General features: G+C 61.0%; 26 protein-coding genes and 1 tRNA gene. 19 read left to right on the top strand and 8 right to left on the bottom strand.

Features of this window, described 5'->3' with window-relative positions:
- Positions 1-6 precede the first annotated feature (6 nt).
- Together ACIPSK_RS20380 and ACIPSK_RS20375 are read left to right on the top strand one after the other, a co-directional pair.
- Entirely contained in the window at positions 7-558 is a 552-nt protein-coding gene (locus tag ACIPSK_RS20380; RefSeq protein WP_162115003.1) for a Panacea domain-containing protein, read from the top strand.
- Between the two features lie 17 nt (positions 559-575).
- Positions 576-923, top strand: coding sequence for a hypothetical protein (locus ACIPSK_RS20375; RefSeq protein ID WP_162115002.1), 348 nt, complete (start codon positions 576-578; stop codon positions 921-923).
- Positions 924-1,058: 135 nt separating this feature from the next.
- On the opposite strand, the gene ACIPSK_RS20370 is transcribed toward ACIPSK_RS20375, so the two are convergent.
- Positions 1,059-1,148 (bottom strand) — tRNA-Ser (locus tag ACIPSK_RS20370).
- A gap of 304 nt (positions 1,149-1,452) precedes the next feature.
- Here ACIPSK_RS20370 and rplU point away from each other — a divergent pair.
- From rplU to ACIPSK_RS20350, 4 genes are all read left to right on the top strand, one after another.
- On the top strand, positions 1,453-1,770 hold the full coding sequence (gene rplU / locus ACIPSK_RS20365) for a 50S ribosomal protein L21 (protein WP_003543907.1): 318 nt from the start codon (positions 1,453-1,455) through the stop codon (positions 1,768-1,770).
- Between the two features lie 34 nt (positions 1,771-1,804).
- Positions 1,805-2,074, top strand: coding sequence for a 50S ribosomal protein L27 (gene rpmA, locus ACIPSK_RS20360; RefSeq protein ID WP_003543909.1), 270 nt, complete (start codon positions 1,805-1,807; stop codon positions 2,072-2,074).
- A gap of 126 nt (positions 2,075-2,200) precedes the next feature.
- A complete protein-coding gene (locus ACIPSK_RS20355; protein WP_017966066.1) occupies positions 2,201-2,857 on the top strand; it encodes a GNAT family N-acetyltransferase in 657 nt (218 codons plus the stop codon).
- Complete coding sequence (locus ACIPSK_RS20350) at positions 2,854-3,444, top strand: GNAT family N-acetyltransferase (RefSeq protein WP_162115001.1); 591 nt, start codon at positions 2,854-2,856, stop codon at positions 3,442-3,444. Before ACIPSK_RS20355 ends, ACIPSK_RS20350 begins: the two co-directional genes overlap by 4 nt.
- Before the next feature lie 46 nt (positions 3,445-3,490).
- On the opposite strand, the gene ACIPSK_RS20345 is transcribed toward ACIPSK_RS20350, so the two are convergent.
- A complete protein-coding gene (locus tag ACIPSK_RS20345; protein ID WP_162115000.1) occupies positions 3,491-4,357 on the bottom strand; it encodes an endonuclease/exonuclease/phosphatase family protein in 867 nt (288 codons plus the stop codon).
- Between the two features lie 84 nt (positions 4,358-4,441).
- Between ACIPSK_RS20345 and obgE the strand changes: the two genes are divergently transcribed.
- The 7 genes from obgE to modC all read left to right on the top strand — a co-directional run bounded on the left by obgE (position 4,442) and on the right by modC (position 11,950).
- Entirely contained in the window at positions 4,442-5,530 is a 1,089-nt protein-coding gene (gene obgE / locus ACIPSK_RS20340; protein WP_017966063.1) for a GTPase ObgE, read from the top strand.
- Positions 5,517-6,686, top strand: a complete 1,170-nt coding sequence (gene proB / locus ACIPSK_RS20335; RefSeq protein ID WP_162114999.1) for a glutamate 5-kinase — start codon at positions 5,517-5,519, stop codon at positions 6,684-6,686. The genes obgE and proB overlap by 14 nt, the downstream gene beginning before the upstream one ends.
- Positions 6,679-7,962, top strand: coding sequence for a glutamate-5-semialdehyde dehydrogenase (locus ACIPSK_RS20330; protein WP_162114998.1), 1,284 nt, complete (start codon positions 6,679-6,681; stop codon positions 7,960-7,962). Before proB ends, ACIPSK_RS20330 begins: the two co-directional genes overlap by 8 nt.
- 37 nt (positions 7,963-7,999) lie before the next feature.
- Positions 8,000-8,599, top strand: a complete 600-nt coding sequence (locus ACIPSK_RS20325; RefSeq protein ID WP_168724633.1) for a nicotinate-nucleotide adenylyltransferase — start codon at positions 8,000-8,002, stop codon at positions 8,597-8,599.
- Between the two features lie 527 nt (positions 8,600-9,126).
- The gene (gene modA / locus ACIPSK_RS20320) at positions 9,127-9,918 is read left to right on the top strand and encodes a molybdate ABC transporter substrate-binding protein (RefSeq protein ID WP_162114997.1); all 792 of its coding nucleotides are present in this window, start codon (positions 9,127-9,129) and stop codon (positions 9,916-9,918) included.
- Positions 9,919-10,184: 266 nt separating this feature from the next.
- The gene (gene modB, locus ACIPSK_RS20315; protein ID WP_162114996.1) at positions 10,185-10,886 is read left to right on the top strand and encodes a molybdate ABC transporter permease subunit; all 702 of its coding nucleotides are present in this window, start codon (positions 10,185-10,187) and stop codon (positions 10,884-10,886) included.
- Positions 10,883-11,950 carry a molybdenum ABC transporter ATP-binding protein gene (modC, locus tag ACIPSK_RS20310; protein ID WP_162114995.1) on the top strand — a complete coding sequence of 356 codons (1,068 nt, stop codon included), beginning with the start codon at positions 10,883-10,885 and terminating at the stop codon, positions 11,948-11,950. Before modB ends, modC begins: the two co-directional genes overlap by 4 nt.
- Here modC and ACIPSK_RS20305 read toward each other — a convergent pair whose 3' ends face one another.
- On the bottom strand, positions 11,951-12,328 hold the full coding sequence (locus ACIPSK_RS20305; RefSeq protein WP_162114994.1) for a winged helix-turn-helix domain-containing protein: 378 nt from the start codon (positions 12,326-12,328) through the stop codon (positions 11,951-11,953). It abuts the gene before it with no gap.
- 209 nt (positions 12,329-12,537) lie between these two features.
- Here ACIPSK_RS20305 and rsfS point away from each other — a divergent pair, with 209 nt between their 5' ends.
- The 6 genes from rsfS (at position 12,538) to ACIPSK_RS20275 (ending at position 18,328) form a co-directional block, all read left to right on the top strand.
- Positions 12,538-12,981, top strand: coding sequence for a ribosome silencing factor (gene rsfS / locus ACIPSK_RS20300; RefSeq protein ID WP_003589592.1), 444 nt, complete (start codon positions 12,538-12,540; stop codon positions 12,979-12,981).
- Between the two features lie 118 nt (positions 12,982-13,099).
- Positions 13,100-13,582, top strand: coding sequence for a 23S rRNA (pseudouridine(1915)-N(3))-methyltransferase RlmH (gene rlmH, locus ACIPSK_RS20295; RefSeq protein WP_011654027.1), 483 nt, complete (start codon positions 13,100-13,102; stop codon positions 13,580-13,582).
- A 188-nt stretch (positions 13,583-13,770) separates the two neighbouring features.
- On the top strand, positions 13,771-15,171 hold the full coding sequence (locus ACIPSK_RS20290; protein ID WP_162114993.1) for a murein hydrolase activator EnvC family protein: 1,401 nt from the start codon (positions 13,771-13,773) through the stop codon (positions 15,169-15,171).
- Entirely contained in the window at positions 15,161-16,483 is a 1,323-nt protein-coding gene (locus ACIPSK_RS20285; RefSeq protein ID WP_162114992.1) for a S41 family peptidase, read from the top strand. The genes ACIPSK_RS20290 and ACIPSK_RS20285 overlap by 11 nt, the downstream gene beginning before the upstream one ends.
- A 77-nt stretch (positions 16,484-16,560) precedes the next feature.
- Entirely contained in the window at positions 16,561-17,757 is a 1,197-nt protein-coding gene (locus tag ACIPSK_RS20280) for a divergent polysaccharide deacetylase family protein (protein WP_162114991.1), read from the top strand.
- A gap of 37 nt (positions 17,758-17,794) precedes the next feature.
- A complete protein-coding gene (locus ACIPSK_RS20275) occupies positions 17,795-18,328 on the top strand; it encodes an RNA pyrophosphohydrolase (RefSeq protein ID WP_162114990.1) in 534 nt (177 codons plus the stop codon).
- A gap of 59 nt (positions 18,329-18,387) precedes the next feature.
- Here the strand turns inward: ACIPSK_RS20275 and bfr are convergent, their stop codons facing one another.
- From bfr to ACIPSK_RS20250, 5 genes are all read right to left on the bottom strand, one after another.
- On the bottom strand, positions 18,388-18,873 hold the full coding sequence (bfr, locus tag ACIPSK_RS20270; RefSeq protein ID WP_064683952.1) for a bacterioferritin: 486 nt from the start codon (positions 18,871-18,873) through the stop codon (positions 18,388-18,390).
- A complete protein-coding gene (locus ACIPSK_RS20265) occupies positions 18,839-19,237 on the bottom strand; it encodes a (2Fe-2S)-binding protein (RefSeq protein WP_162114989.1) in 399 nt (132 codons plus the stop codon). Before ACIPSK_RS20265 ends, bfr begins: the two co-directional genes overlap by 35 nt.
- A 136-nt stretch (positions 19,238-19,373) precedes the next feature.
- Complete coding sequence (locus ACIPSK_RS20260) at positions 19,374-22,838, bottom strand: error-prone DNA polymerase (RefSeq protein WP_162114988.1); 3,465 nt, start codon at positions 22,836-22,838, stop codon at positions 19,374-19,376.
- Positions 22,835-24,280 carry a Y-family DNA polymerase gene (locus ACIPSK_RS20255; protein ID WP_348642874.1) on the bottom strand — a complete coding sequence of 482 codons (1,446 nt, stop codon included), beginning with the start codon at positions 24,278-24,280 and terminating at the stop codon, positions 22,835-22,837. The genes ACIPSK_RS20260 and ACIPSK_RS20255 overlap by 4 nt, the downstream gene beginning before the upstream one ends.
- Before the next feature lie 10 nt (positions 24,281-24,290).
- Positions 24,291-25,235, bottom strand: coding sequence for an ImuA family protein (locus ACIPSK_RS20250; protein WP_017966046.1), 945 nt, complete (start codon positions 25,233-25,235; stop codon positions 24,291-24,293).
- Positions 25,236-25,374 lie beyond the last annotated feature (139 nt).

Here is a 25,374-nt window from a genome sequence, read left to right as displayed (position 1 = left end):
ATCTCTATGAGAGACATGATGTTGCGATTTCAGTTCGACGAGAAGAAAGGCGTGGAGGCGATGACATACATCGCGTCGCGCTGGCCAGACGTCACTGCCTTTTTTGCAGCAAAAATTCTTTTTTTCGCTGAGAAGTATCATCTCAACAGATACGCGCGTCCGATCGTAGCAGATACCTTCATCGCTATGCCTAACGGTCCGGTTCCCTCGACCATCTATGACTTCATAAAAGGACGGCTCCATAGTGCTGGCGATCCAGAGGCCGTCACCAAGGCTTTCTCCGTCGCTCAAGCTCCTTGGCCCAAAGTCAATGCATTACGCGATGCTGATACCAGCGTGCTATCTGAGAGTGACATCGAATGCCTGGACGAAGCGATCCAGTTTTGCAGACGCCGAAGCTTCGGGACCCTTTCTACTCTAACCCATCAAGAGCGATCCTGGCTTGAGGCGCCCGCCAACGGCGTGATGGATTATGAGGCAATGATTGATGACGACAACCCTGCCAAGCAGGATATCATCGAAGAGGCAAAAGAATTCGCCGCTTACGGTGTTTTGTGATCCTCGGCTCTGTATATGTGGTAAACACTGCACTTGCGCGTCCGTCGAAGGATAAGATTACGCTGTGCGTCTGCGCTTCGGACAATTTGTTTTTCTGGATCAATACAAACGCTCGGGCACATGGAGTCGGTCAGCTCCAGCTCACTGCGACTGACCACCAAGCCCTCACCCATGACTGCTTTCTCGATTGTTCTAGATTGACCACATTTCCGGCGCATGAGCTAAGAAGCGCCCAGGATCGCGGCATCATCTCCTCCCAGCTCGCAAAAGGCATCGTCGATTTTCTGAATGCCAATCCGCCCAAGACTCTGCCGCCTGCCCATGTGCAGTTGGCGATCAAAAATCTTCAAACTGTCTGCCAGTGAGATCTTCCCGCCAGTGGGGCGCATCGAAAGAAGCCAGGAAGTGCCTCTAGTGTGGCCCTAGCCAAATTTCGGCACTGGCATCTAAAATCGAAAGATAGCAGTAGGACGCGGACACCCTTACGGTCGAAGACCCAATGGCGGAGAGGGTGGGATTTGAACCCACGATACCCTTGCAGGTATGCCGCATTTCGAGTGCGGTGCATTCGACCACTCTGCCACCTCTCCGCGGTCTGGTCGGCGCTTGTTCGGCGCGGGCGTTCTCATAACGGGCAAATGACAGGCTGGCAAGCCGAAAAGTCGAAGCATTCCATCCTTTTGCCTTGACAGCTTTTTGTCCCTCGGCTATCTCGGCTGCGCAATAGGTTTGGAGAAATCCGCGCCTAGCTGGTCCTGCGCTTGCGCGGGGCTTCACCGGCAGGACGAGTTCGAGGATTACACCTCTGAAATCTCTGCTTAACTTCGACTGATAAAAAGACAGCCACCTGCTGAATGAGCGGGGAGCGCTGGAACGAACATGAAAGGATAAAAAATGTTCGCAGTCATCAAGACCGGCGGTAAACAGTACCGTGTGGCAGCCAACGACGTGCTGACCATCGAAAAGCTGGAAGCTACCGCTGGCGACTCCATTGAATTCACCGAAGTGCTCGTGATCGGCGAAGGCGCCGACGCTGCGATCGGTGCGCCCTTCGTAACCGGCGCCTCTGTCAAGGCAGAAGTCGTCGAACAGAACCGCGGCAAGAAGGTCATCGCCTTCAAGAAGCGCCGCCGTCAGAATTCGAAGCGTTCGCGCGGCCATCGTCAGCATCACACGGTCGTCCGTATCACGGACATCGTGGCTGCCAAGTAAGATCAACGGGACAAGGTTTTAAAGGAGAACTCCAATGGCACACAAAAAAGCTGGCGGTTCATCGCGCAACGGTCGCGATTCTCAGTCCAAGCGCCTTGGCGTGAAGAAGTTCGGCGGCGAAGCCGTCATCGCAGGCAACATCATCGTGCGTCAGCGCGGTACTGAGTGGCATCCGGGTTCCAACGTCGGCCTCGGCAAGGATCACACGATTTTTGCGCTTACCGCCGGCAATGTGAACTACCGAACGAAGGCCAACGGTCGCGTCTACGTGTCTGTCATGCCGAAAGCGGAAGCAGCGGAATAAGCCGGTAGCGCTCAAAAACAGCCGGCGTCTCATCGACCCGGCTGGCCGTATCAGGTTCAGTCTAGAAAACAGGGGAGATGGGGCGCCATCTCCCCTTTTTCTTTACCCCTCAAGGAGGACTGAACCATGCAAGGCGAATTGTTAAGGGCAGACCAATCACGGTCTCCCCGGGAAGACCAGCGGTCTTCCGAAGAACGGCTGAGGCCGGAACGGTTAAGGACCGATTGCCCTGTCTTGTTATCGGAAAGGCTCGTCATGCGCGCGCCCCACGAAGAAGACATCGACGCCCTTGCCCATCTCGCCAACAACGCCAAAGTCGCCACCATGGTATCGCGTATGCCGCACCCTTATACCGCCGATGATGCTGCTGACTTCGTGCGTCGCACGAAAAATGGCGATATTGGCAAGTGCGTCTATGCGATCACCAAGGCCGAAAACGGCGCCTTTATCGGCTGCTGCGGCGTCGAGCCGCATGCGGACGGCAGAACCGTCGAGATCGGCTACTGGCTGGGCGAGCCCTATTGGAACAAGGGTTATACGACCGAGGCCTGCCATGCCCTGGTCGATATGGTGTTCAGGACCCGTCAGGACGTCGATCAGATCGACGCCCGTTGCCGGGTCATGAACGTCGCCTCGCGCCGCGTCATCCAGAAGTGCGGCTTCCAGTTCCAGGGTTCGGGGCTCGCCGCCTCGCTAGCGCTCGGCAGCAACGTGCCGGTCGAATGGTACAGGCTCGACCGCAAGACCTGGATGTCCCTCCGAAGCTGGGGGAACATCGCATGAGCACGACTGCGCTGCAAAGGCCTGAGGTCAAGCCGATGATGCCCGGCCCCGCGCCTGTCATCTCGACCGCCCGGCTGACGCTCCGCCCCCACAGGCTGAGCGATGCGCCTGCGATCGCGGAATCGCTCTCCGATTTCGCTGTCACGCGCATGCTGTCCCGCGTACCCGCGCCGTTCGACCGGCAGGATGCGCTGGACTGGCTGATCCCGGTCACCTCTGGCACCCTGCCCGACTGGCCGCTGGCGATCACCGATAAGGACGATGTCCATCTCGGCAACGTGTCGATCGAGCTGCGCCACGGTCGCTGGCACCTCGGCTACTGGCTGAACCGCTACTACTGGCGGCGCGGCTATATGAGCGAGGCGGTGGCGGCGATCATCGAGCGCTTCTCGCGCCGCATGCCGGAGACGCCGGTTCATTCCGGCGTTTTCGCCGACAATCCGGCTTCGCTGCGACTGCAGAAGAAGCTCGGTTTCCGCATGACGGGTTGCGGCGAAATCTATTGTTTCGCCCGCAACACCATGGTGTCGCACATCGAAACCGTGCTGCAGCCGGGCATGCTGCAGCCGCCGCGAAAGATGGCGTGATTAAACCCGAGACGTCGCCGCACCGGCGGCGTCTCCATCAATTCCATCAATCGCCGATCTCGACCCATACGGGGAAATGATCGGAACCCTCGGATTGCGTATCGATCCGGGCGGATTTCAATCGGCTCTGCAAGCCGCAACTGACGAAGCAGTAATCGAGATGCATGCGTTTGCCGTGATCTTCGGGATCCATCCAACTGTAGCTCCCAGGGCGATAGGCTTCCAGCGCCGCAAAGGCGTCCATCGGCGTGCCGATCCTCGCCACGCGGCCATAATATCCACCGCCAGCCCCAGTAAGCGCGCAATATTCCGGCGATTCCGGCTCCATGTTGAAATCGCCCATGATCAGGTAATCTTCCGGCAGCGGCGGCTCCGGCAGATCGAATTCGCCACCTCCCGTCAGCGACCCACCCTCCTGGACGAAGGCATTGATATGCGCGTTCAGGAATTGCAGCTGGCGGATGCGCTCGTCAGCGGAGACATGGTCGAGATGCACGGAGTAGACTCGGATCGCGCCGCCGGGCGCTGCGATCACCGCCTCGGTCGCGCCGCGCTGCGGGTTGATCTTGCCGATCGTCCGGCTGCGCGGCAGAAGCAGCGTTCGGGTCGAGAGGATCGGCCAGCGCGACAGCACCATGTTGCCGAACTGAAAACGCGTGCCGCGCACCGGCTGCAGTCCGCCTTCATCCGCTTCGACATGCATATCGCAGGCTGGCCCATACACCCAGAAATAGTCGGGAAAGAAGCCTGCGATATCGGCCACCATGTCGGCAAAACCGTTGCGGGAGAAGCCGCGGGTCACCTCCTGCAGCGCGATGACGTCGGCTCCCTCGAGGCTCCGGGCGATGCGCGCCAGATCGTATCTGCCGTCGAGACCGAAGCCGTACTGTATGTTATAGCTCGCAAAATTCACGATAATCTTTGACCTCCGTCCGAACCGCCTATATCGAATGGGCCAAGACGGGCCGTCCAAGTGCCACTGAATATTGGAAGTAAAATGAAATTTCTCGACGAAGCAAAGGTCTATATCAAGTCCGGGGACGGCGGCGGCGGCAGCGTTTCCTTCCGACGCGAGAAATTCATCGAGTTCGGCGGCCCGGATGGCGGTGATGGCGGACGCGGCGGCGACGTCTGGGTCGAGGCCGTCAACGGCCTGAACACGCTGATCGATTTCCGCTATCAGCAGCATTTCAAGGCGACGATCGGCACCCATGGCATGGGCAGGAACCGCACCGGCGCCAATGGCAGCGACGTGACGCTCAAGGTTCCCGTGGGCACCCAGATCTTCGAGGAAGATCAGGAAACGCTGATCTGCGACCTGACTGTCGAAGGCCAGCGTTACTGTCTCGCCCATGGCGGCAATGGCGGCTTCGGCAACGCCCATTTCAAAACCTCGACCAATCAGGCGCCGGATTGGGCCAATCCCGGCCTGCCCGGCGAGGAAAAGACCATCTGGCTGCACCTGAAGCTGATTGCCGATGCCGGCCTCGTCGGCCTGCCCAATGCCGGCAAATCGACCTTCCTGGCTGCCGTCACCCGTGCCCGGCCGAAGATCGCCAACTATCCCTTCACCACGTTGCATCCCAATCTCGGCGTCGCCACCATCGATGAGCGCGAATTCATCCTGGCCGACATTCCGGGCCTGATCGAAGGCGCCCATGAAGGGGTCGGCATTGGCGACCGTTTCCTCGGCCATGTCGAGCGCACCCGCGTGCTGCTCCACCTCATCTCCGCCCAGGAAGAAAAGGTCGGCAAGGCCTATAAGACGGTCAAGCACGAGCTGGAAGCCTACGGAAATGAACTGACCGACAAGGCTGAGATCGTGGCACTGTCGCAGATCGACGTGCTCGACGATGCCGAGTTGAAGAAGAAGACTAAGGAATTGGCCAAGGCCTGCGGCAAGACGCCATTCCAGATTTCGGCCGTTACCGGCAAAGGCATGACCGAGGTGCTGCGTGCGCTGCGCGACATCATCGTCGAGGAAAATACCGAAGAGAGGCCGGCCAAGGTGCCGAAGCTGCGCCATCGCGACATGGTCGTCACCGATGAGGGCCAGGACAAGGACGAGGACGATGACCAGCCGTAAGCCGCTTGGCCGCTACCGTCGCATCGTCATCAAGATCGGATCCGCGCTTCTGGTCGATCGCAAGGCCGGGCTGAAGAAGGCCTGGCTCGATGCCATGTGCGCCGATATCTCCGGCCTGAAGGCCAAGGGCATCGATGTGCTCGTCGTCTCCTCGGGCGCAATCGCGCTCGGCCGCTCGGTGCTCGACCTTCCGTCAGGCGCGCTGAAACTGGAGGAAAGCCAGGCGGCGGCCGCCGTCGGCCAGATCGCGCTGGCGCGCGCCTGGTCGGAAAGTCTGTCGCGCGACGAGATCGTCGCCGGCCAGATCCTGCTGACGCTCGGTGACACCGAGGAGCGCCGCCGCTATCTCAATGCCCGCGCCACCATCAATCAGCTTTTGAAGATCGGCGCCGTGCCGATCATAAACGAGAACGATACGGTTGCGACCAGCGAGATCCGCTATGGCGACAACGACCGCCTGGCCGCCCGCGTCGCGACGATGACCGGCGCCGATCTGCTCATTCTTCTCTCCGATATCGACGGCCTCTACACCGCACCGCCGCATCTCGATGCGAACGCGACGTTCCTCGATACGATTGCCGAAATCACGCCCGAGATCGAGGCAATGGCCGGAGGTGCGGCCTCCGAGCTTTCGCGCGGCGGCATGCGCACCAAGATCGATGCCGGCAAGATTGCGACGGCATCAGGCTGCGCGATGATCATCGCCTCCGGCAAGACCGACAATCCTCTGTCGGCGATCGAAAACGGCGCGCGTTCCTCCTGGTTCGCGCCATCGGGCACACCCGTGACCGCCCGCAAGACCTGGATTGCCGGGCAACTGCAGCCGGCCGGCGAACTGCATGTCGATGACGGCGCCGTCGCAGCGCTCGGCGCCGGCAAGAGCCTGCTTCCCGCCGGCGTGCGCAGCGTTTCCGGCCTCTTCAGCCGCGGCGATACGGTGGCGATCATCGGCCCGGCCGGCCGTGAGATCGCCCGCGGCCTGGTAAGCTACGATGCCGACGACGCCCGTCGGATTGCCGGCCGCAAGTCGGCGGAGATCGAGGCCATCCTCGGTTACGCCGGGCGCGCCGCCATGGTCCATCGTGACGACATGGTGATGACCGCGCAGATCGGTTCGAAATCGGAAAGGCAGAAGAAGGACGCGAGCTATGCTTGATACCGTTGCGCCGGGCCCTGACATTGACGTGCTGATGAACGACATCGGCCGCAAGGCAAAGGCTGCCGCACGACCGCTGGGCTTTGCGTCCACCGAGGCCAAGAACAGCGCGCTGAACGCCATGGCCGATGCGATCCTGGCGAACAAGGCGCATATTCTTGCCGAGAATGCCAAGGACCTGAAGGACGTCGAAGGCACCGAGATGCTCGCTTCCTTCGTCGACCGGCTGACGCTGAACGACAAGCGCATCGCCGAAATGGCCGAGGGAATCCGCGCCATCGCCGCCCTTGCCGATCCGGTCGGTGAAGTCATTGCTGCCTGGGACCGGCCGAACGGCCTGAAGATCGAGCGCGTCCGCACGCCGCTCGGCGTCATCGGCGTGATCTTCGAAAGCCGGCCGAACGTCACGGCGGATGCCGGCGCACTCTGCCTCAAGGCGGGCAATGCCGTCATCCTGCGTTGCGGCTCGGATTCGCGCCGTTCATCGCAGGCTATCCATGCCTGCCTGGTCGAGGGCCTGAAGGCGGCAGGGCTTCCAGAGCATGCTATCCAACTCGTGCCGGTCACCGACCGCGCCGCCGTCGGCGCCATGTTGCGTGGCCTCGACGGGGCGATCGACGTCATCGTGCCGCGCGGCGGCAAGAGCCTGGTTGCCCGCGTGCAGAGCGAGGCGCGTGTGCCGGTCTTTGCCCATCTCGAAGGCCTTTGCCACATCTATGTCGATGCCTCGGCCGATATCGAGATGGCGAAGAGGATCGTCGTCAACGCCAAGATGCGCCGCACCGGCATCTGCGGCGCAGCCGAAACCCTGCTCGTCGATGGCGCCGCAATCGGCACGCATCTGACGCCGCTGCTCGAGGTTCTCACGGAGGCCGGCTGCGAGATCCGCGCTTCGCCGACGGTGCTGAAGGTCGCCCCCGGCATGAAGCCCGCGACCGAAGAAGACTGGTCGACCGAATATCTCGACGCGATCATTTCGGTTGCCGTCGTCGACGGCATTTCGGGCGCCATCGCCCATATCCAGAGATATTCCTCGAACCACACCGAGGCAGTCATCGCCGAGGATCCTGACGTCGTCGCGCGTTTCTTCACCGAGGTCGATTCGGCGATCCTGCTGCACAATGCCTCGACGCAGTTTGCCGATGGCGGCGAGTTCGGCATGGGTGCGGAAATCGGCATCGCCACCGGCAAGATGCACGCCCGTGGCCCCGTCGGCGTCGAACAGCTCACTTCTTTCAAATATCGGGTGCACGGCGCCGGACAAACGCGGCCCTGACGTGAAGATCGACAATGTGGACCGGCGCTATCTCCGCATGCCGCACAGCGAGCGCGGCATGGTCGTCGGTCTGTTCGGCGGTTCGTTCAATCCACCGCATCAGGGCCACGCGCTCGTCGCCGAGATCGCCCTCAAGCGGCTCGGCCTCGACCAGCTCTGGTGGATGGTCACACCCGGCAATCCACTGAAGAGCCGCAACCAGCTCGCACCACTCGCCGAGCGCGTTGCCGAAAGCGAGCGTGTTGCCCCCGAGCCCCGCATCAAGGTCACCGCCTTCGAACAGACGTTCGGCACCAGCTACACCGCCAACACGCTTGCCCGCGTCAAGGCGCGCAATCCGCATGTGCATTTCGTCTGGATCATGGGCGCCGACAGCCTGCAGACCTTTCACAAATGGCAGAAATGGCAGGAGATTGCCCGCACCTTCCCGATCGCGGTGATCGACCGGCCAGGTGCGACGCTTTCCTTCCTCTCCTCGAAAATGGCCAGGACCTTCGATTTCGCCCGTGTCGATGAGGATGATGCCCGTATTCTCTGGAAGAAACGTGCCCCGGCCTGGACCTTTATCCACGGGCCGCGCTCCGGCCTGAGCTCGACGGCAATCCGCAACGGCTCGTCGCACGGCGACGCCGAATAGAGCGCCGAGCGCCCGGCAAGACGCATGCGTCAGCCTGATTTCAGAAGATCCAGAAAACGAGAAAGCCCGACGGGGGAGGAGATCCGTCGGGCTTATAAACTCGATCGACAACTGGGAGGAGGAGTGTTGTCGACCCTATCGAACGGCTATGGGAGGAGGAGAAGCCGTATCGATGAGTATGTTTTATCATATTCGACAAAAAGGTGAATACCGATTGGTGCATTGCAGCAATGCACCGGATGCAAATCTCGAGGTGAATTTTGCTTCCCCATTGCTGTTTTTATTAGCAAACAATAACGAACCAGTCCCGGTCGCCGGGAGTCCTTGCGGTTTGTAAACCTGACTCCCGGGTATTTTCGCGCTGCTGATCTCACTTTCGGCGGAAGCCATGCACCTCACGAATGCGTGAACATTGCGCCGCTGCGAACGCGAGCGTCGATACGGTTATATTTTCCTGGATATATCCCTAGCCAAGACGTCTCGACCGTTATATTCGTCGCAATATTTCGAACTTCGGAGAATGAATTATGCAGAACCGCCGCCGATGGATGAAACTGGCAATCGCCGCGATCTCAGCCCTCTGGCTTGGCGCGACAGCGCTTTCGGCGCCTGCAGCCGCAGCCGAAAAGCTCACCGTCTTTGCTGCGGCGAGCCTCAAGGATGCGCTCGACGCCGCCAATGCCGCCTGGACGAAGGAAAGCGGCAAGGAAGCCGTCACCTCCTATGCGGCGAGCGGGGCGCTGGCCAAGCAGATCGAAAACGCGGCCCCTGCCGATGTCTTCATCTCGGCCGATCTCGACTGGATGGATTATGTCGCCAAAAAGAGCCTGATCAAGGCCGACACCCGCTCCAACCTGCTCGGCAACAAGATCGTGCTCGTTGCGGAAAAGGACAAGGCAAAACCGGTTGAGATCAAGCAAGGCTTCGATCTCGCCGGGCTTTTGGGCGACGGCAAGCTTGCCATGGGTGAGCCGAAATCGGTTCCGGCCGGCAAATACGGCATGGCCGCGCTCGAAAAGCTCGGCGTCTGGAAATCGGTCGAAACCAAGGTCGCCGGCGCCGAAAGCGTGCGCGCCGCCCTTGCCCTGGTCTCGCGTGGCGAAGCGCCCTTTGGCATCGTCTACCAGACGGATGCCGCAGCCGATAAGGGTGTCGCCATCGTCGGCACATTCCCCGCCGATTCCCACCCGCCGATCATCTATCCGATCGCAATCCTTGCCGAGAGCAAGAACCCGGATGCGACAGCCTATCTCGACTTCCTGAAATCCGACAAGGCCGCCGCCTTCTTCGCGGCGCAGGGTTTTGCCGTTCTCAAGTGATTGAGGGGCGAAATGATTGCGGAATCAACAGTGACGGCCTAGCGTGAGGCTGCCCCTCACACTAACCCTCTCCCCGTAAACGGGGCGAGGGGACGTGCCCTGCGAAAGGTTTGAGGGGAACCGAGAGGGTGCGGCTATTCCCCTTCGCCCCGCAAGCGGGGGTCCGAAGGACGGGTCGAGACCCGTGGCTCGACCCCGGTTGGTGCCGGCAGGCGGATGAGGGGCAGGCACTGGGTGACACCGAATTTCCAGGGAGACAACTGCATTTGGACATCTTCGGCTTGAGCAATGAGGAATGGACGGCGATCCTGCTCAGCCTGCGCGTCTCGATCGTCGCCATGCTGGCGAGCCTGCCCTTCGGCATCCTCGTCGCCTTGTTGCTTGCCCGTGGCCGCTTCTGGGGTAAGTCGGTGCTGAACGGCGTCGTTCATCTGCCGCTGATCCTGCCCCCGGTCGTCACCGGTTTTCTTCTCCTCATCCTGTTCGGCCGCCGCGGCCCGATCGGCAGCCTGCTCGACCAGTATTTCGGCATCGTCTTGTCTTTCCGCTGGACGGGTGCTGCGCTGGCCTGCGCCGTCATGGCCTTTCCGCTGATGGTGCGCAGCATCCGCCTGTCGATCGAGGCGGTCGACCGCAAGCTGGAAGAGGCGGCCGGAACGCTCGGCGCCGGCCCCGTCTGGATCTTCCTGACGATCACCCTGCCGCTGACCCTGCCCGGCATCATCGTCGGCATGATCCTCTCTTTTGCCAAGGCGATGGGCGAATTCGGCGCGACGATCACCTTCGTTTCCAACATTCCCGGCGAAACCCAGACGCTGTCATCGGCGATCTACACCTTCACCCAGGTGCCGGGCGGCGATGCCGGCGCGCTCCGCCTGACGCTCGTCGCCGTCGTCATATCAATGGCCGCCCTGCTCGCCTCCGAATTCCTCGCTCGTCTCGCCGGCCGGAGGATCGACCCGGAATGACGCTGATCGTCGAGGCAAAACAGAGGCTCGGCGCCTTTTCGCTCAATGCCGCCTTCACCTCCGAGCGTGGCGTCACCGCGCTGTTCGGCCGCTCCGGCTCCGGCAAGACCTCGATGATCCGCATCATCGCCGGTCTCGCCCGCCCGGACGAAGGCCGCGTCATCCTCGACGGCGAAGTCTTGACCGAAACCGCAACCGGCATCTTCGTGCCGAGACATCGTCGCCGCTTCGGTTATGTCTTCCAGGAGGCCCGACTTTTCCCGCATCTCAGCATTCGCGCCAATCTCACCTATGGCCGCTGGTTCGCGCCGAGACCGGCACACGGCGAGAGCTTCGATCACATCGTCGACCTGCTCGGCATCGAGACGCTGCTGGAGCGCAGCCCATCAAAACTTTCCGGCGGCGAGAAGCAGCGCGTTGCCATCGGCCGCGCACTTCTCTCCTCGCCCCGCCTGCTGTTGATGGACGAGCCGCTCGCCGCCCTCGATGATGCGCGCAAGGCCGAGATTCTGCCTTATCTGGAACGATTGCGCGACGAGACCGACATACCGATCGTCTATGTCAGCCATTCGATCGCTGAGGTGGCGCGGCTGGCAAACCAGGTCATCGTCATGCGTGACGGCAAGGTGGAAGCGACAGGCCCTGCCATCGACATATTGAGCCGCCCCTCCACCGCCTCCGACCGGCGGGAAGCGGGCGCACTGCTGGAAGGCACGGTCGAAAGCTTCGATGCGCGGCACCGTCTATCGACGGTCGCGCTGAAATCCTGTCAACTCCATATTCCGGGAGCCGCCCTTGCGCCCGGCAAATCGGTTCGCATCCGCATCCCCTCCCGCGATGTCATGCTGGCGACCGCAAGGCCAGAGGGGCTCAGCGCGCTGAATATCCTGGAAGCAAGGATAGACGGGATGTCGTCGACCGAGGACGGAACGGTGGAAATCCGGCTCGATTGCGGCGGCGATATCATTCTTTCCCGGATCACGACATTGTCCTGCGAGCGTCTGGATCTTCGACCGGGAAGGGCGGTCTTCGCCGTCATCAAGACAGTTGCCCTGGAGGCCTGATCAGCCGCGCTCGCCTTGCTGCAGGTTGCGCTTGCCCTCAAGCCAGGCGAGATCGTCGGCAAGGCTGGTGCGCATCGTCCTTTCCATCCGGCGGAAACGCTCGAGCAATTCCTCACCGAACGGCGTCAGCGCCGCGCCGCCGCCCTTCTGCCCGCCGCGCTGCGATTCCACCACCTGTTCGTTAAACATCCGGTTCATCTCGCTGACCAGCAGCCATGCCCGCCGATAGGACATGTCCATCGCCCGCCCGGCCGCCGAAATCGATCCGGTCTGGCGGATATGTTCCAGCAGTTCCATCTTGCCATGGCCGAGACGATCCTCATCCGGGAAGCTGATTCGCAGGACGGGCACGAGTGTTTTTGCGGCTGAGTCGGTCATTGAATCGGGAGATCGTGGAATTTGCCGCACTTTACGCTGCGGCATGGAAACTGTACACCGCCCGCACGAGGCCGCCCCGAGCAGCCAAATTCTTCAATTCGAACGGCAGATCGGATTTTCAGCCGTTCCGTACCTTAGCATGTCTTGAAACATTAATGGTTTGATGCCTATCTTAACCATATCCGGTCGCGATCGGATCTGTGTTGTGCATGGTTTGTCATTCCAGGAAAGGGAAAGCACTGACAACAGTACACGCCAAGGGAAAAACGTTCGCCGTTATCCCGAAGAGTGCGGAACGTGGCGCCGATGCCGCCGCCCGCGCCCTAGAAACCGTCCTCGCCAGCCTCGAGGACTCCAAAGCTGAAGATATCGTTACCATCGACATTGCCGGAAAATCGGCCCTGGGAGACTACATGATCGTCGTCTCCGGCCGCTCGAACAGGCATGTCATGGCGATCTCGGATCACCTGCTCACCGACCTTAAGGACGACGGCCTCGGTACGGCCCGCGTCGAAGGTCAGGAAGGCGGTGATTGGGTCCTGATCGACACCGGTGACATTATCGTGCATGTGTTCCGTCCCGAAATCCGCGAGTTCTACAACATCGAAAAGATGTGGGCGGCTCCGGATATGGATGAAGAAACACGGCACTGACGGGCGTGCCGGCATTCTGTCCGGCGCCTGAGACGTGGCATTGGCTGGCTGGAAAACATCGCAAGCCGGCCAGTGGCGCACTGTGCGCCCGAAGTGTCGCATGAGCGGGAGCGGATGAATGCGAATAGGTCTTTTTGCGGTGGGACGGCTGAAGTCCGGCCCGGAAAAGGATCTTGCCGCCCGTTATTTCGACCGTTTCGCCAAGGCCGGCCCTGCCGTCGGCCTCGAACTGACCCGTGTTGCCGAAGTCGCCGAAAGCCGTGCCTCCAATGCGGAGACCCGCAAGCGCGAAGAGGCGGCGATGCTTCTGAAATCGCTTGCCGATGGCAGTATCCTCATTCTTCTCGATGAACGCGGCAAGGCGCTCGACAGCGAAGCCTTCGCAAACCTGCTCGGCTCCTATCGCGACCAGGGCAAACGCGAACTGACCATCGCGATCGGCGGTGCCGACGGACTTGATCCCTCCCTGTACGATCGTGCCGACGCCACGCTGTGCCTTGGCAAGATGACCTGGCCGCACCAACTCGTGCGCACGCTGATCGCCGAACAGCTCTATCGCGCCGTTACCATCCTGTCCGGCCACCCCTATCACCGCGTCTGATGCCGCGTCGGCCTGATGCGTCGGCCCGATACCCCGGCAATGCGTCGCAATGTCACGCAGCCGTGTTTGCTTGGCCACGCGTTCTCCTTCGAACTTTCTGGCAAAGTGCACCAAATCAGCTTAGTCTCCGCGCGATTTGAGAAAGTGCCCCAACACGCATGACGAGAGCATCCATCAGGCGACACCGCATGATCCTACCGGCTATCGCGGCCGGCGCCGCTGTGGCGGTGATCGTCGTGTCGGCAGATCCGTTCATCGTCCGGGCGCAGGATGCCGCGCCCGAGGCGACACAATCTGCACCGCAGCCGGCAGCCGGGCTGGCGCCAGCCGATCCAGCCGCCGAACTTGCCGCCAAACGTGACCAGACTCGTGCCGAACTCGAAACCCTGTCGAAGACGATCAGCCTTTCCACCGACAAGGTGAGCGCGCTTCAGCAGAGCATCGCCGATCTCGAAAAGAGCACGGATAGCATCCGCCAAGCACTGATCGATTCCGCCGCCCGCCGCAAGGCGCTCGAAAAGCAGCTCCTCGAAAGCGAGAACAAGCTCGCCGATCTCGGCGTCAAGGAGGATGGCATCCGCCGTTCTCTGCACGAGCGCCGCGGTCTGCTGGCCGAGGTGCTGGCAGCGCTCCAGCGCATGGGCCGCAACCCGCCGCCCGCTTTGCTTGTCACCCCCGACGATGCGCTCGCCTCCGTGCGCAGCGCCATTCTGCTCGGCGCCGTCGTGCCCGGCATCCGCAAGGAGACCGACAAGCTTGCCGCAGACCTCGCAAGCCTCGCCGCATTGCAGACCGCAAGTGCTGCCGAGAAGACCTCGCTGACTGCGACGATGACCAACGGCATCGAGGAAGAGCGGCGCATGGATCTGCTGCTTGCCGAAAACGACAAGCTCAGCCGCAGCAACGCCGCCGAACTTGAGGCCGAACGGAAACGCTCGGAGGAACTGGCAGGTAAGGCGACGAGCCTCGAAGGCCTCGTCGCCTCGATGGAATCCGAGATCGCTTCGGTGCGGGATGCCGCCGCTGCCGCCCGCCAGGCGGAGGAGAACCGCAAGCTGCTGACGGACGAGCAGCGCGCCCAGGCCAAGGCACTCGCCGACAGCGGCGTGCCCGATAAAAACCGCATTGCGCCCGCATATCCCTTCGGAGAATTGAAGGCGAAATTGGAGGTGCCCGTTACGGGCGATATCCTGCGCCAGTTCGGCGATGCCGATGGCACCGGGCACGAAGCCATGGGAATGACGGTCGCCACCAATCCAGAGACGGTGGTGACGGCGCCTGCGGATGGTCTGGTGGTTTTCGCCGGCGCATTCCGCAGCTACGGCCAGATGATCATCCTCGACGCGGGCGATGGATACCACCTGGTTCTCTCGGGAATGGATACGATCAATACCCGCCAGGGAAAATTCGTTTTCTCCGGCGAGCCACTTGCCGTGATGGGCGCGAAAAGAGTGGCAAGCGCAACTGCATTGGCGCTGGAAACGAACCGGCCAACGCTTTACATTGAATTTCGAAAGGACGGTAAACCGGTCGATTCCCGGCCGTGGTGGACCGCCAAAGACACTGGAAAGGCACGCAATGATTCGTAGGGCTTCTCTTGTTCTGGTCGGCGCATTGATGGGTGCGACCGCAATGAGCGTCATTTACTCGGCGGGTGTGCCGGCAGAAGCGGCCGGATCCTCGACTTACAAGGAACTTTCGGTTTTCGGAGATGTCTTCGAACGTGTGCGTGCGCAGTATGTGACGCCGCCTGCGGAAGACAAGCTGATCGAGAACGCCATCAACGGCATGCTCTCCTCGCTCGATCCGCATTCGAGCTACATGAATTCGAAGGACGCCGAGGACATGCGCACCCAGACCAAGGGTGAGTTCGGCGGCCTCGGCATCGAAGTCACGATGGAAGATGAACTGGTCAAGGTCATCACCCCGATCGACGATACGCCCGCCGCCAAGGCCGGCGTCCTCGCCGGCGACTATATCTCCGAAATCGACGGCCAGTCCGTGCGCGGCCTGAAGCTGGAAGACGCCGTCGAGAAGATGCGTGGCGCCGTCAACACGCCGATCAAGCTGACGCTGATCCGCAAGGGTGCCGACAAGCCGATCGAGCTGACGATCGTCCGTGACGTTGTGGCCGTCCAGGCAGTCAAGTCGCGTGTCGAGGACGATGTCGGTTATCTCCGCATCATCTCCTTCACCGAGAAGACCTATCCTGACATGGAAAAGGCGATCAAGAAGATCAAGGACACCGTTCCGGCCGACAAGCTGAAGGGTTATGTTCTCGACCTGCGCCTCAATCCGGGCGGTCTGCTCGACCAGGCGATCAACGTCTCCGATGCCCTGCTGCAGCGCGGCGAAGTCGTTTCGACCCGCGGCCGCAATCCGGATGAAACCCGCCGCTTCAATGCCGGCCCGGGCGACCTGACGGATGGCAAGCCGGTGATCGTGCTGATCAACGGCGGTTCGGCTTCCGCATCGGAAATCGTCGCCGGCGCTCTTCAGGATCTGCGCCGTGCCACCGTTCTCGGCACGCGCTCCTTCGGCAAGGGTTCCGTCCAGACGATTATCCCGCTCGGCGAAAACGGCGCGCTGCGCCTGACCACGGCGCTCTATTACACGCCGTCGGGCCGCTCGATCCAGGGTACCGGCATCACTCCCGACATCAAGGTCGAGGAGCCGCTGCCGCAGGAACTGCAGGGCAAGATGGTGACCGAAGGCGAATCCAGCCTGCGCGGCCACATCAAGGGCCAGAGCGAAACCGACGAAGGTTCGGGTTCCATTGCCTACGTCCCGCCGGATCCGAAGGACGACGTTCAGCTGAACTACGCGCTCGACCTTCTGCGCGGCAAGAAGACCGATCCGGCCTTCCCGCCGAACCCAGATAAGGCCGTCGTCGCCAAGTAATCAATCGCCTCAAGGCCGGGCACCTCGCCCGGCCTTGAGCCTTTCTGCTGTTTCCCGGTTTTGGAGCGGGCGAAAAATTGGGAACGGACCTGCATACGCCTCTGGGCCGCAACCGCAAAACCGGCCGCAAGCGTCCGGGTGTTCTGCGCCTGGGCCGCATCGCCGCCAGTCTTTGCCTTTTCGCCACAGGCGGCTTTTCCCTCTATACGGCGTTTCGCGGCAATGAGCTCGAACGCATCAAGCCACCGGCGGCCGAACAAGCCGCAACGCCCCCTTCCAATAGCCCTCAGCCGCCGATGGCCACCGCGGACAAAGCGGGCGACGGTATGCCCCGCGCCGACCCGCGCTCGGGAGCCAATGTCGAGCAGATGGTCACGGGCGACGGCTCGGTTGTCACCAAATTCAGCCCCCGCCCGCGCGACGGCGGCGGGCCGGTGCTGGTCGACGCCATGCAGATCGGCCAGGATCCGCGCATCGCGGCCCAGCCCAATGAAGCACTGCTCGAAGAGACGCCTTTTGGCAGGCTGCCGATCGTCGGCCCCGATGGCCGGCGGCCGATGGATCAATATGCGCGTCCCTCGTCCGGCGCGCGCGGCGTCCGTATCGCCATCGTCGTCAGTGGCCTCGGGCTCAGCCAGACCGGAACGCAGCGCGCCATCGCGCAGCTGCCGGAGGAGATCACCTTCGCTTTTGCCGCAAGCGGCAACAGCCTGCAGCGCTGGATGCAGGAAGCCCGCCGCGGCGGTCACGAGATCCTTCTGCAGGTGCCGCTCGAACCCTTTGATTATCCGGCAAACGATCCAGGCCCCGAAACGCTGTTGACCACGAAATCGGCCGCCCGCAACATCGAAAACCTGCACAAGGCGATGGGTGAGATCACCAATTATACCGGCGTCATGAATTATCTCGGCGGCCGTTTCCTGTCTGATCCCGCCGCCATGGAACCTGTCATGCGAGACATCGGCAAGCGCGGGTTGCTGTTTCTCGACGACAGCACCTCGGCACAGTCGAAGACGGCGGCGATCGCCAAGGGAACCGAACTGCCCTATGCCTTCGCCGACCTGCAGCTCGACGGCCAGCTTGATATCAACGCCGTCCTGAAGAAGCTCGACGAGCTCGAGCGCATCGCCCGCAAGAATGGCCAGGCGATCGGCATCGCCTCGGCTTTCGATGAGAGCGTTGACGCCATCGCCAAATGGAGCGAGGAGGCAGCGATGCGCGGCGTCGAGATCGTCGGCGTTGCCGCCCTTTCCAACGACCCCCGGAATCCTTGAGAGCATCCCTGAGAAGAATCCCAAAACGGAGAAGAAGATGAACCAGGCGAGCGTGAAAGCCGAGGATCTGCCCTACCGCCCCTGCGTCGGGGTGATGATCCTGAACCGCGATGGCCTCGTCTGGGCCGGGCGGCGCATCCCCGATGGCAATTCCGAATATGACGGCTCGCCGCAGCTCTGGCAGATGCCGCAGGGGGGCATCGACAAGGGCGAAGATCCATTGGACGCTGCCTACCGCGAGCTTTACGAAGAGACCGGCATGAGGACGGTGACCCTGCTTGCCGAAGCGAGAGACTGGATCAATTATGATCTGCCGCCGGCACTGATCGGCATCGGGCTCAGGGGGAAATTCCGCGGCCAGACGCAGCGCTGGTTCGCCTTCCGCTTCGACGGCGACGACAGCGAGATCGCCATCAACCCGCCGCCTGGCGGCCATGAACCGGAATTCGATGCTTGGGAATGGAAGCCGATGCAGCAACTGCCGGGGCTGATCGTGCCCTTCAAGCGCGCCGTCTACGACCAGGTGGTGGCCGAGTTCCAGCACTTGGAAACACTTCAATCGGAAGACTGATCACGGCGGCAGGAATAGTATGTCCGGCCGCCATGAGCGGCCGGCATCCCGTTCGAACCTTATTCGGCTTCGTTGGCGGAATCGGCGTTGAGCTGGCCGTATTTGCTCTCGCCGATTTTCTCGAGCAGGTCGATCTGTGTTTCGAGGAAGTCGATATGACCTTCCTCGTCGGCCAGCAGCTCCTCGAAAAGTTTCATGGAAACGTAGTCGCCGGCCTCATGACAGATATCGCGCGACTTCTTGTAGGCCGTGCGGGCGTCGTACTCGCCGGCGAGATCGGCTTCCAGAACTTCCTTGACGTTCTGGCCGATGCGTAGAGGTGCAAGGGTCTGCAGATTGGGATGGCCTTCGAGGAAGATGATGCGGGCGACAAGCCTATCGGCGTGATGCATTTCTTCGATGGATTCGGCGCGCTCTTTCTTGGCGAGCTTGGTGTAACCCCAATCCTCGAGAAGACGATAGTGAACCCAATATTGGTTGACCGCCCCGAGTTCGAGGAACAACGCCTCGTTAAGCCGCTCGATGACCTTTTTGTCGCCTTTCAATGTCCGCTCTCCTGTTTTCCTCATGGAATTGTTTCAAGCGGGACATGAAATCAAATATTTCGGTCTCCGTCGAGTGACGACGGGCGTGATATTCCTCGGTCGTCTGGATAATGATGTCGACGACGTTGGGAAAACAGCCGCAGCAGCGGCCGCGTTTTTCCATGGCGTGGTAGACCTTCGCAGGCACAATAAGCTGCCAACAATCTTCATCGAGAAGGTTGGTGATAACCTCCCGGATTTCCTTATCGGTTATATAATTGCAGCTGCAGACAAGCACGTCTTCATTCCAAACATGACACTGACTATCGTGTTTTCTGCTAAAGAAGATGGTGACTGTCAAGAAAAAATTTGAGTCGCATGTCATTCAGTCGGGCGGCCGAAGGGCACTCCGGAGGCGGATAGCTTTTGAAGAATTGGCCTGAAATCCGAATTTCTATCTAGATCAAAGGCATACAGCACAACGTCGTCCGAAAGCGCGTGGCGTTTTTTAGCATCACTCTCTAATGGAAATTCCGTCCCCGCGGCATGACTTGGGCTGTTTCCGCCACAACCGCATGGCCGCTTGCGGCAGCCATCCGCTTTTCCAGCTCCGCCCTCTCTCGTACCTGCGCGAGCTTTCTCTGCCGCTGATCAACACCCGGCTTCAGTACCTCGTCCGATCGCTCGCAGACGCCGAAACGCCGGGCCTCGCGTTGCAGGATACCGAGCGCCGGCGTCATGTCCTCGATATGCTCGACGACGGTATGGATCACCCCGCTCTGGCTTTGCAGCCTGCCGCGGATTTTCACCAGCCGGGCACCCATGACGATCGCCCGGTATTTATCGAATACTTTGCTCCAGACGATGGCATTGGCGACCCCGGTTTCGTCCTCCAGCGTCATGAAGATCACCCCTTTGGCCGAACCTGGACGCTGCCGCACCAGCACCAATCCAGCAACTGTCACCCTCTTTCCGTTCGGTACTGTCAGAAGATCGACATTGCGCGTGATGCCCATTTTCTGAAGTTCCTCCCGCAGGAAGGAAACCGGATGCGCCTTGAGCGACAGGGAGAGATAACGGTAATCCTCGATCACCTGTTCGCCCGGCAGCATGTCCGGCAGCTTCGTCGCAGGCTCGGCCTGGAGGTCGACATGACGGACCTGCTCGAAAAGCGGCAGCTCCTCGGTCGCGCTTTTCACATCCAGCGCCCGCACCGCCCAGAGTGCGTCGCGTCGTGACAGTTTGAGGGACTGGAACGCATCGGCATCCGCCAGTCGCTCGATGACGGATTTTTGCAGGCCGGACCGCAGCCAGAGATCGCGCACCGAACTGTAGCCTTTGCCTCGATTGTCGACGAGCCGTTCCATATCGTCTGTCGAGAGACCCTTGATCTGCCGGAAGCCCAGCCGCACCGCATGCCGGGTCTTGATGATCTCGCGCATCTTGTCATGCCGGAAATCGATGGCATTCCGATCGAAGGCAGCCTCTTCCAGACCGCACTCCCAGTTCGATGCATTGATGTCGACCGGCAGGATCTTTACCCCGTGCTCGCGTGCATCCCGCACCAACTGCGCCGGCGCATAAAAGCCCATCGGTTGGGAATTCAGCATCGCCGCGCAGAAGACGTCGGGATAATAGGCCTTGAGCCATGAGGAGGCATAGACGAGCAGCGCAAAGGAGGCGGCATGGCTTTCCGGAAAACCGTATTCACCGAAGCCTTTGATCTGGTTGAAACACTGTTGCGCGAACTCCGGATCATAGTCCTTTGCGACCATTCCCTCGATGAACCGCTTTTCGAAGTTACCGATCGTACCCGTTCTTTTGAATGTCGCCATCGCTCTGCGAAGCTTGTCGGCTTCCGCCGGTTTGAAGCCTGCGGCGGTAATGGCGATCTGCATGGCCTGTTCCTGGAACAAGGGCACGCCGAGGGTTCTTTCCAGAACCGTTTCCAGCTCCTTGCTCGGATATTTGATCGGAATGTTCTTGGCCCGCTGCTCCCGGCGTTTCAGATAGGGATGCACCATATCGCCCTGGATCGGACCTGGCCGCACGATCGCCACCTCGATGACGAGATCGTAGAACACCTTCGGCTTAAGACGCGGCAGCATGCTCATCTGCGCCCGGCTTTCGATCTGGAAGACACCGAGCGTGTCGGCTCGCCCCATCATCTCGTAGACCGGCTCACCTTCGTCCCCGTGCTCCTTGTGGCCAAGGTCTGCGAGCGTCTTCTTCACGTCATAATGCAGCTCCAGCAGCGAAAAGGCCTTCCGCAGGCAGGTCAACATGCCGAGCGCCAGCACATCCACCTTGAGGATCTTGACGTTGTCGAGATCGTCCTTGTCCCATTCGATCATGTAGCGATCCGGCATCGCCGTCTTCATGATCGGCACCACCTCGTCGAGCCGGTCCCGCGTAATGACGAAGCCGCCGACATGCTGGGTGAGGTGGCGCGGGAAGCCGAGAAGCTCGGAGGCATATTTCAGCACGTTCTGCGTCACCGGATCCTTGACGTCGAGACCCGCCGCCTTGGCGTCGCGTTCGGAGAGATTGTCCTCCGACCACCCCCAGACGAGACTACTGATCGCCGACTGGACATCCTCCGACAGCCCGAAGGCCTTGGCGACTTCGCGGCCGGCCGAACGGGTGCGGTAGGTGGTCACTCCCGCCGTCAGTCCGGCATGTTCTCTTTTGTAGTTTTTGTAGATGAACTGGATGACTTCTTCGCGTCGGTCATGCTCGAAATCGACATCGATATCCGGCGGTTCGTCGCGATCCATCGAAATGAAGCGATCGAACAGCAGCGTGCTCTTTTCGGGATCGACCTCCGTTATCTCAAGACAATAGCAGATGACCGAATTTGCCGCCGATCCGCGCCCTTGGCACAAGACCTTGAGTTCATAGCGGGCGTGCTGGATGATCCGGTGCACCGTCAGGAAATAAGAGGCGTAATTCTTATCACTGATAAGCTTCAGTTCGTAATCGATCTGCTTTGCAACTTTCTCAGGAATGCCATCAGGATAACGTTTTGTCGCTCCTGCTCTCGTCAGCCTTTCGAGAGTTTCCTGCGGTGTTTCGCCGGGATCGTTTTCAGGCGGATAATTATGCTCCAGTTCCTTCAGCGAAAAGGTCAGCCTGTCGAAAAAAGCCCGCGTGTTCTCGACCGCACCGGGATAGTCCCGGAAGATCCGGGCCATTTCACGTGAATCCTTGAGGTAGCGTTCGGCATTCGGCGCCAGCAGGAATCCGGCTTGCGCTATCTGCACGTGCTCCCGGATCGCGATCACGACATCCGAAAGCGGCCGGCGTTCGGGATGGTGGTAAAGTGGTTGGTTGGTCGCAATCAGCGGCACGCGATTTCCGGCAGCAAGCATGGCAATCACCGCAAAGACTTGCCTGTCTCGACCGTCATAGGCTGGCGCCAGCGCCATAAAAAAAGCCTTGCGGAAGCGTCTGCGAAACCGTTCCAGATAATCTTCCAGCGTCGACTGACCCGCCTGATGACCGACAAGGGTGCGATCGGGAACGAGGGCAAGCATCATCTCGTCCCCCCATTCCATGAGCTCCGCTTCCGTCAGAATGCAGCTTCCCTTGACCGCTTCCTCCTTCAGATTGCCGGCGCTGAGAAGGCGGCAAAGGTTCGCCCAGCCTCGCCGGCTGCGGGGATAGGCGAGGATATCAGGCGTTCCGTCGGAAAAGACGAGACGGGCGCCCGGTTGAACCCGGATAGGATCGAGGATGACCTCCATTTTTCCTTCCTTCTCAGCCTGGGCCAGAATCTCATCCCTGTTCTTGTATCTCTCCTCAAGCTGCTCCGCCTGGGCATGCGCCCGCACGACGCCTGCAACCGAATTCCGGTCCGCAATCCCGAGGCCGCCGAGTTTCAGGTAAGCGGCCTGCACGACCATCTCTTCCGGGCTGGAGGCGCCTTCAAGAAACGAGAAATTCGTCCTTGTGCCGATCTCAAAGAATGCGCGCGTGGTTGTCATGCGAACACACCATGCATGAACCAGCGAGGATCAAGCTCCTGACCATAGAAGCCCCGCCGATAGATCCAGAAGCGATGTCCGGTCTCATCCTCGATGCGGAAATAGTCACGCGCCTCGGCGTCATTTCCATCGATCCACCATTCCATGGCAATCCGTTCCGGCCCTTCGCTTCTTGCCACCTGATGCTGCATACGCCGCCAGCGAAAGATCTGCGGCGGACCGTCGGGGACTTCGGCAAGTATGGTCTCGACGGGCTCCGGCGTTGCAAACAGCCGCAGCGGGCGCTCTTCGCGGAAAGGAAGCTGGATGTCCTGCTCCGCCTTCCGCCTGGGAAGGCTCTCCATCACAGGAACCGTGATGACGGCGCGTTCCGGAACATGGCTCTCGCGAAGCTGGAAGCTTTGCAGGCAATCCGCACCCAGCCGGGCCGAGACCCGGTCGACGAAGGCCGAAAGCGAGATCTCTCCCTGCCGGTCGCCTTCGAAATCACCCTGCGCCTCGTTGAAGGGATCATGCCGCAACACATTCAACCGCAGGATCTCGAAGCCATAGCCGGCATCGAGATCATCATAGACCGCCTGCAATCGCTCGGAAAAAAGTCCGGCAATGAACTTTGGTTCGCGAAGCGGCTGGGAAGCGCCGACGGAGATGCGAAAGACCCTGCCGTCGACGCGGAACAGGACCAGTTCGAACACCCGCCCGCCAGCTCCCCGCGCCTCCAGCGACGGCTGCAGCAATAGGGCGACCTGCCTGGTGACGGCAAGGATCTGCTCTTCCGTCCCGATGGGCTCGATCAGGCGGCTTTCGGCCGAGAGGCTGGCAACAGGACGCCGGGGCGAGACCGGCTCCTCTTCACGTCCCAGCGCCTGGTCGAGACGCAGAAGCAGCTCCGGGCCGAACCGGCGGGTCAGCGGCGCGCGCGGTGCATCGATGATGTCGCCGATATATTTCAGACCGAGCTTGTTCAGGGCAGCGACGGTTTGTCCTTCCAGCCGCAAGGCTGCGACCGGCAAGGACATCAGCACATGTTCCGCCTCCTCGTCCCCGATCACGCCGCCTTGCCCGAAGCGGGACGCAGCCCAGGAAAGGCCTGATGCCGATGAGACCGCGCCGCGGGCATCGAATCCCATATGGAAAAGCCGCGACAGCACATCCTTGAGAAGCGCCTTTTCACCGCCGAAGAGATGGGCGCAGCCGCTAATGTCGAGAAACAGACCGTCCTTGCCGTCGAACGCCACCAGCGGCGTATAGCGGTCGCACCAGTCGGCAATTGCCTCCAGCAACCGGCGGTCGGCCGCCGGATCCTCTTCCGCCACCTCGAGCATGGGGTACATGGCGCGCGCTTCGGCAACGCCCAGCTCCTTCCTCAGCCCCAACCTTTCGGCCAACTCGTCCAGTGCCGTCAGCCGCATGGCATTGTTGAGCTTGCCGGAACAGACGATAGGCGGCGTTTCAGGACGCCCTTTCGAACGCCAGGAGAGCCCCCATCGCTTGCGGGCGATCCGGTCCGTTGGCAGATGCGGGAAGCTGAGCGCCAGAATGCGCTGACTGTTCGCCTGGAGGACGAACGAGGTTTGGTTCGGCGACAGGGAGAAATTGGCGGTCATGGGGGTTCCACTCCAGAAGAAAGGAGAGCGGGGCCGGATTGCGGCTCTTCTCCAGCGTAAGACGGAAAATCGGATTGCCGATGCTGCCGGAAAGTTTCGATCCATCCGGCAACGGCCGCAGACCGGACGGGGCTGGTTCAACATGCAGACGGATGGCCGCACTGCTTGCCTCCTCTGCTCCGGCCTGGCGGACAAGGAATAGCGGACGGCGGGCAGCATGCGCCCTGAGACTGAGCCTGCGGCTTTCGGTCAGGCCGAAATGGGCGGGATTGCCTCGCACTTCGAAGATGACGGCCGAGAAGGCAGCGCTTTCCACCGCCACCTCCGCCAGCCAGAGCGCCTCGTCCAGCTTGCGCGGCGCGGCATGGAGAAACCGCTCCGGGCTCAACCCGAAATCCCGAAGCCCTGGTGCATAGGGACGACCGGCCTCCAGCGTGCCGACGGCATCGCCGATCCAGAGCAACGGCATAAGCCTGCCGGCATCCGCTTCCTGTTTCTGCAGCCGCGCGGCAACAGCCATCGCCAGCCCGCTTGCCGCACCGGCATCGCGAGACAGAGCCGAGCGGAATTCGGTGATCGCATCGAGCGGCAACCCGCCTTCCAGCGCGCTGTCGAGAAATTCAACCCCAAACGCCAAGGGCGGCAGAATGCGTCTCCTGGGTGTCTGACCTCCTGCCGCCAAGGCTTCCTGCTCCGCCGCGGCAAGCGCCGGCGCGAGCCTTCCCTCCAGTCTGGCGATGGTTTCGCGGAGCGCAAAAAGCCGCTCGCGCGCCAGGGCGTGCTGCGCCATGGCGTTCTCCAATTCGTCTTGTTCCTGTTATGTTCTTATAGATTCCAGAGAGCTAATGAAGAGTCAACGGCCATTTTCTATGAATTTATTCCTGCCTTTGATTCCGCACTCGAAAATCGGCGATAAAGGTTCTATATGG

It is taken from the genome of Rhizobium sp. LARHSG275, from assembly GCF_052871115.1.
The sequence above is the reverse complement of the archived record's forward strand: the minus strand, read 5'-3'. Positions and strand labels throughout refer to the sequence as shown.

Bases quoted from the DNA above. Each gene is read 5' to 3' on its own strand.
- ACIPSK_RS20305 (WP_162114994.1), bottom strand. From the start codon at position 12,328: ATGACCGACTCAGCCGCAAAAACACTCGTGCCCGTCCTGCGAATCAGC.
- ACIPSK_RS20380 (WP_162115003.1), top strand. From the start codon at position 7: ATGAGAGACATGATGTTGCGATTTCAGTTCGACGAGAAGAAAGGCGTG.
- rsfS (WP_003589592.1), top strand. From the start codon at position 12,538: ATGGTTTGTCATTCCAGGAAAGGGAAAGCACTGACAACAGTACACGCC.
- ACIPSK_RS20275 (WP_162114990.1), top strand. From the start codon at position 17,795: ATGAACCAGGCGAGCGTGAAAGCCGAGGATCTGCCCTACCGCCCCTGC.
- ACIPSK_RS20350 (WP_162115001.1), top strand. From the start codon at position 2,854: ATGAGCACGACTGCGCTGCAAAGGCCTGAGGTCAAGCCGATGATGCCC.
- ACIPSK_RS20355 (WP_017966066.1), top strand. From the start codon at position 2,201: ATGCAAGGCGAATTGTTAAGGGCAGACCAATCACGGTCTCCCCGGGAA.
- modA (WP_162114997.1), top strand. From the start codon at position 9,127: ATGCAGAACCGCCGCCGATGGATGAAACTGGCAATCGCCGCGATCTCA.
- ACIPSK_RS20260 (WP_162114988.1), bottom strand. From the start codon at position 22,838: ATGACAACCACGCGCGCATTCTTTGAGATCGGCACAAGGACGAATTTC.
- ACIPSK_RS20250 (WP_017966046.1), bottom strand. From the start codon at position 25,235: ATGGCGCAGCACGCCCTGGCGCGCGAGCGGCTTTTTGCGCTCCGCGAA.
- ACIPSK_RS20330 (WP_162114998.1), top strand. From the start codon at position 6,679: ATGCTTGATACCGTTGCGCCGGGCCCTGACATTGACGTGCTGATGAAC.
- rpmA (WP_003543909.1), top strand. From the start codon at position 1,805: ATGGCACACAAAAAAGCTGGCGGTTCATCGCGCAACGGTCGCGATTCT.
- ACIPSK_RS20325 (WP_168724633.1), top strand. From the start codon at position 8,000: ATGCCGCACAGCGAGCGCGGCATGGTCGTCGGTCTGTTCGGCGGTTCG.
- ACIPSK_RS20285 (WP_162114992.1), top strand. From the start codon at position 15,161: ATGATTCGTAGGGCTTCTCTTGTTCTGGTCGGCGCATTGATGGGTGCG.
- rlmH (WP_011654027.1), top strand. From the start codon at position 13,100: ATGCGAATAGGTCTTTTTGCGGTGGGACGGCTGAAGTCCGGCCCGGAA.
- proB (WP_162114999.1), top strand. From the start codon at position 5,517: ATGACCAGCCGTAAGCCGCTTGGCCGCTACCGTCGCATCGTCATCAAG.
- ACIPSK_RS20290 (WP_162114993.1), top strand. From the start codon at position 13,771: ATGATCCTACCGGCTATCGCGGCCGGCGCCGCTGTGGCGGTGATCGTC.
- ACIPSK_RS20265 (WP_162114989.1), bottom strand. From the start codon at position 19,237: ATGACATGCGACTCAAATTTTTTCTTGACAGTCACCATCTTCTTTAGC.
- obgE (WP_017966063.1), top strand. From the start codon at position 4,442: ATGAAATTTCTCGACGAAGCAAAGGTCTATATCAAGTCCGGGGACGGC.
- modC (WP_162114995.1), top strand. From the start codon at position 10,883: ATGACGCTGATCGTCGAGGCAAAACAGAGGCTCGGCGCCTTTTCGCTC.
- rplU (WP_003543907.1), top strand. From the start codon at position 1,453: ATGTTCGCAGTCATCAAGACCGGCGGTAAACAGTACCGTGTGGCAGCC.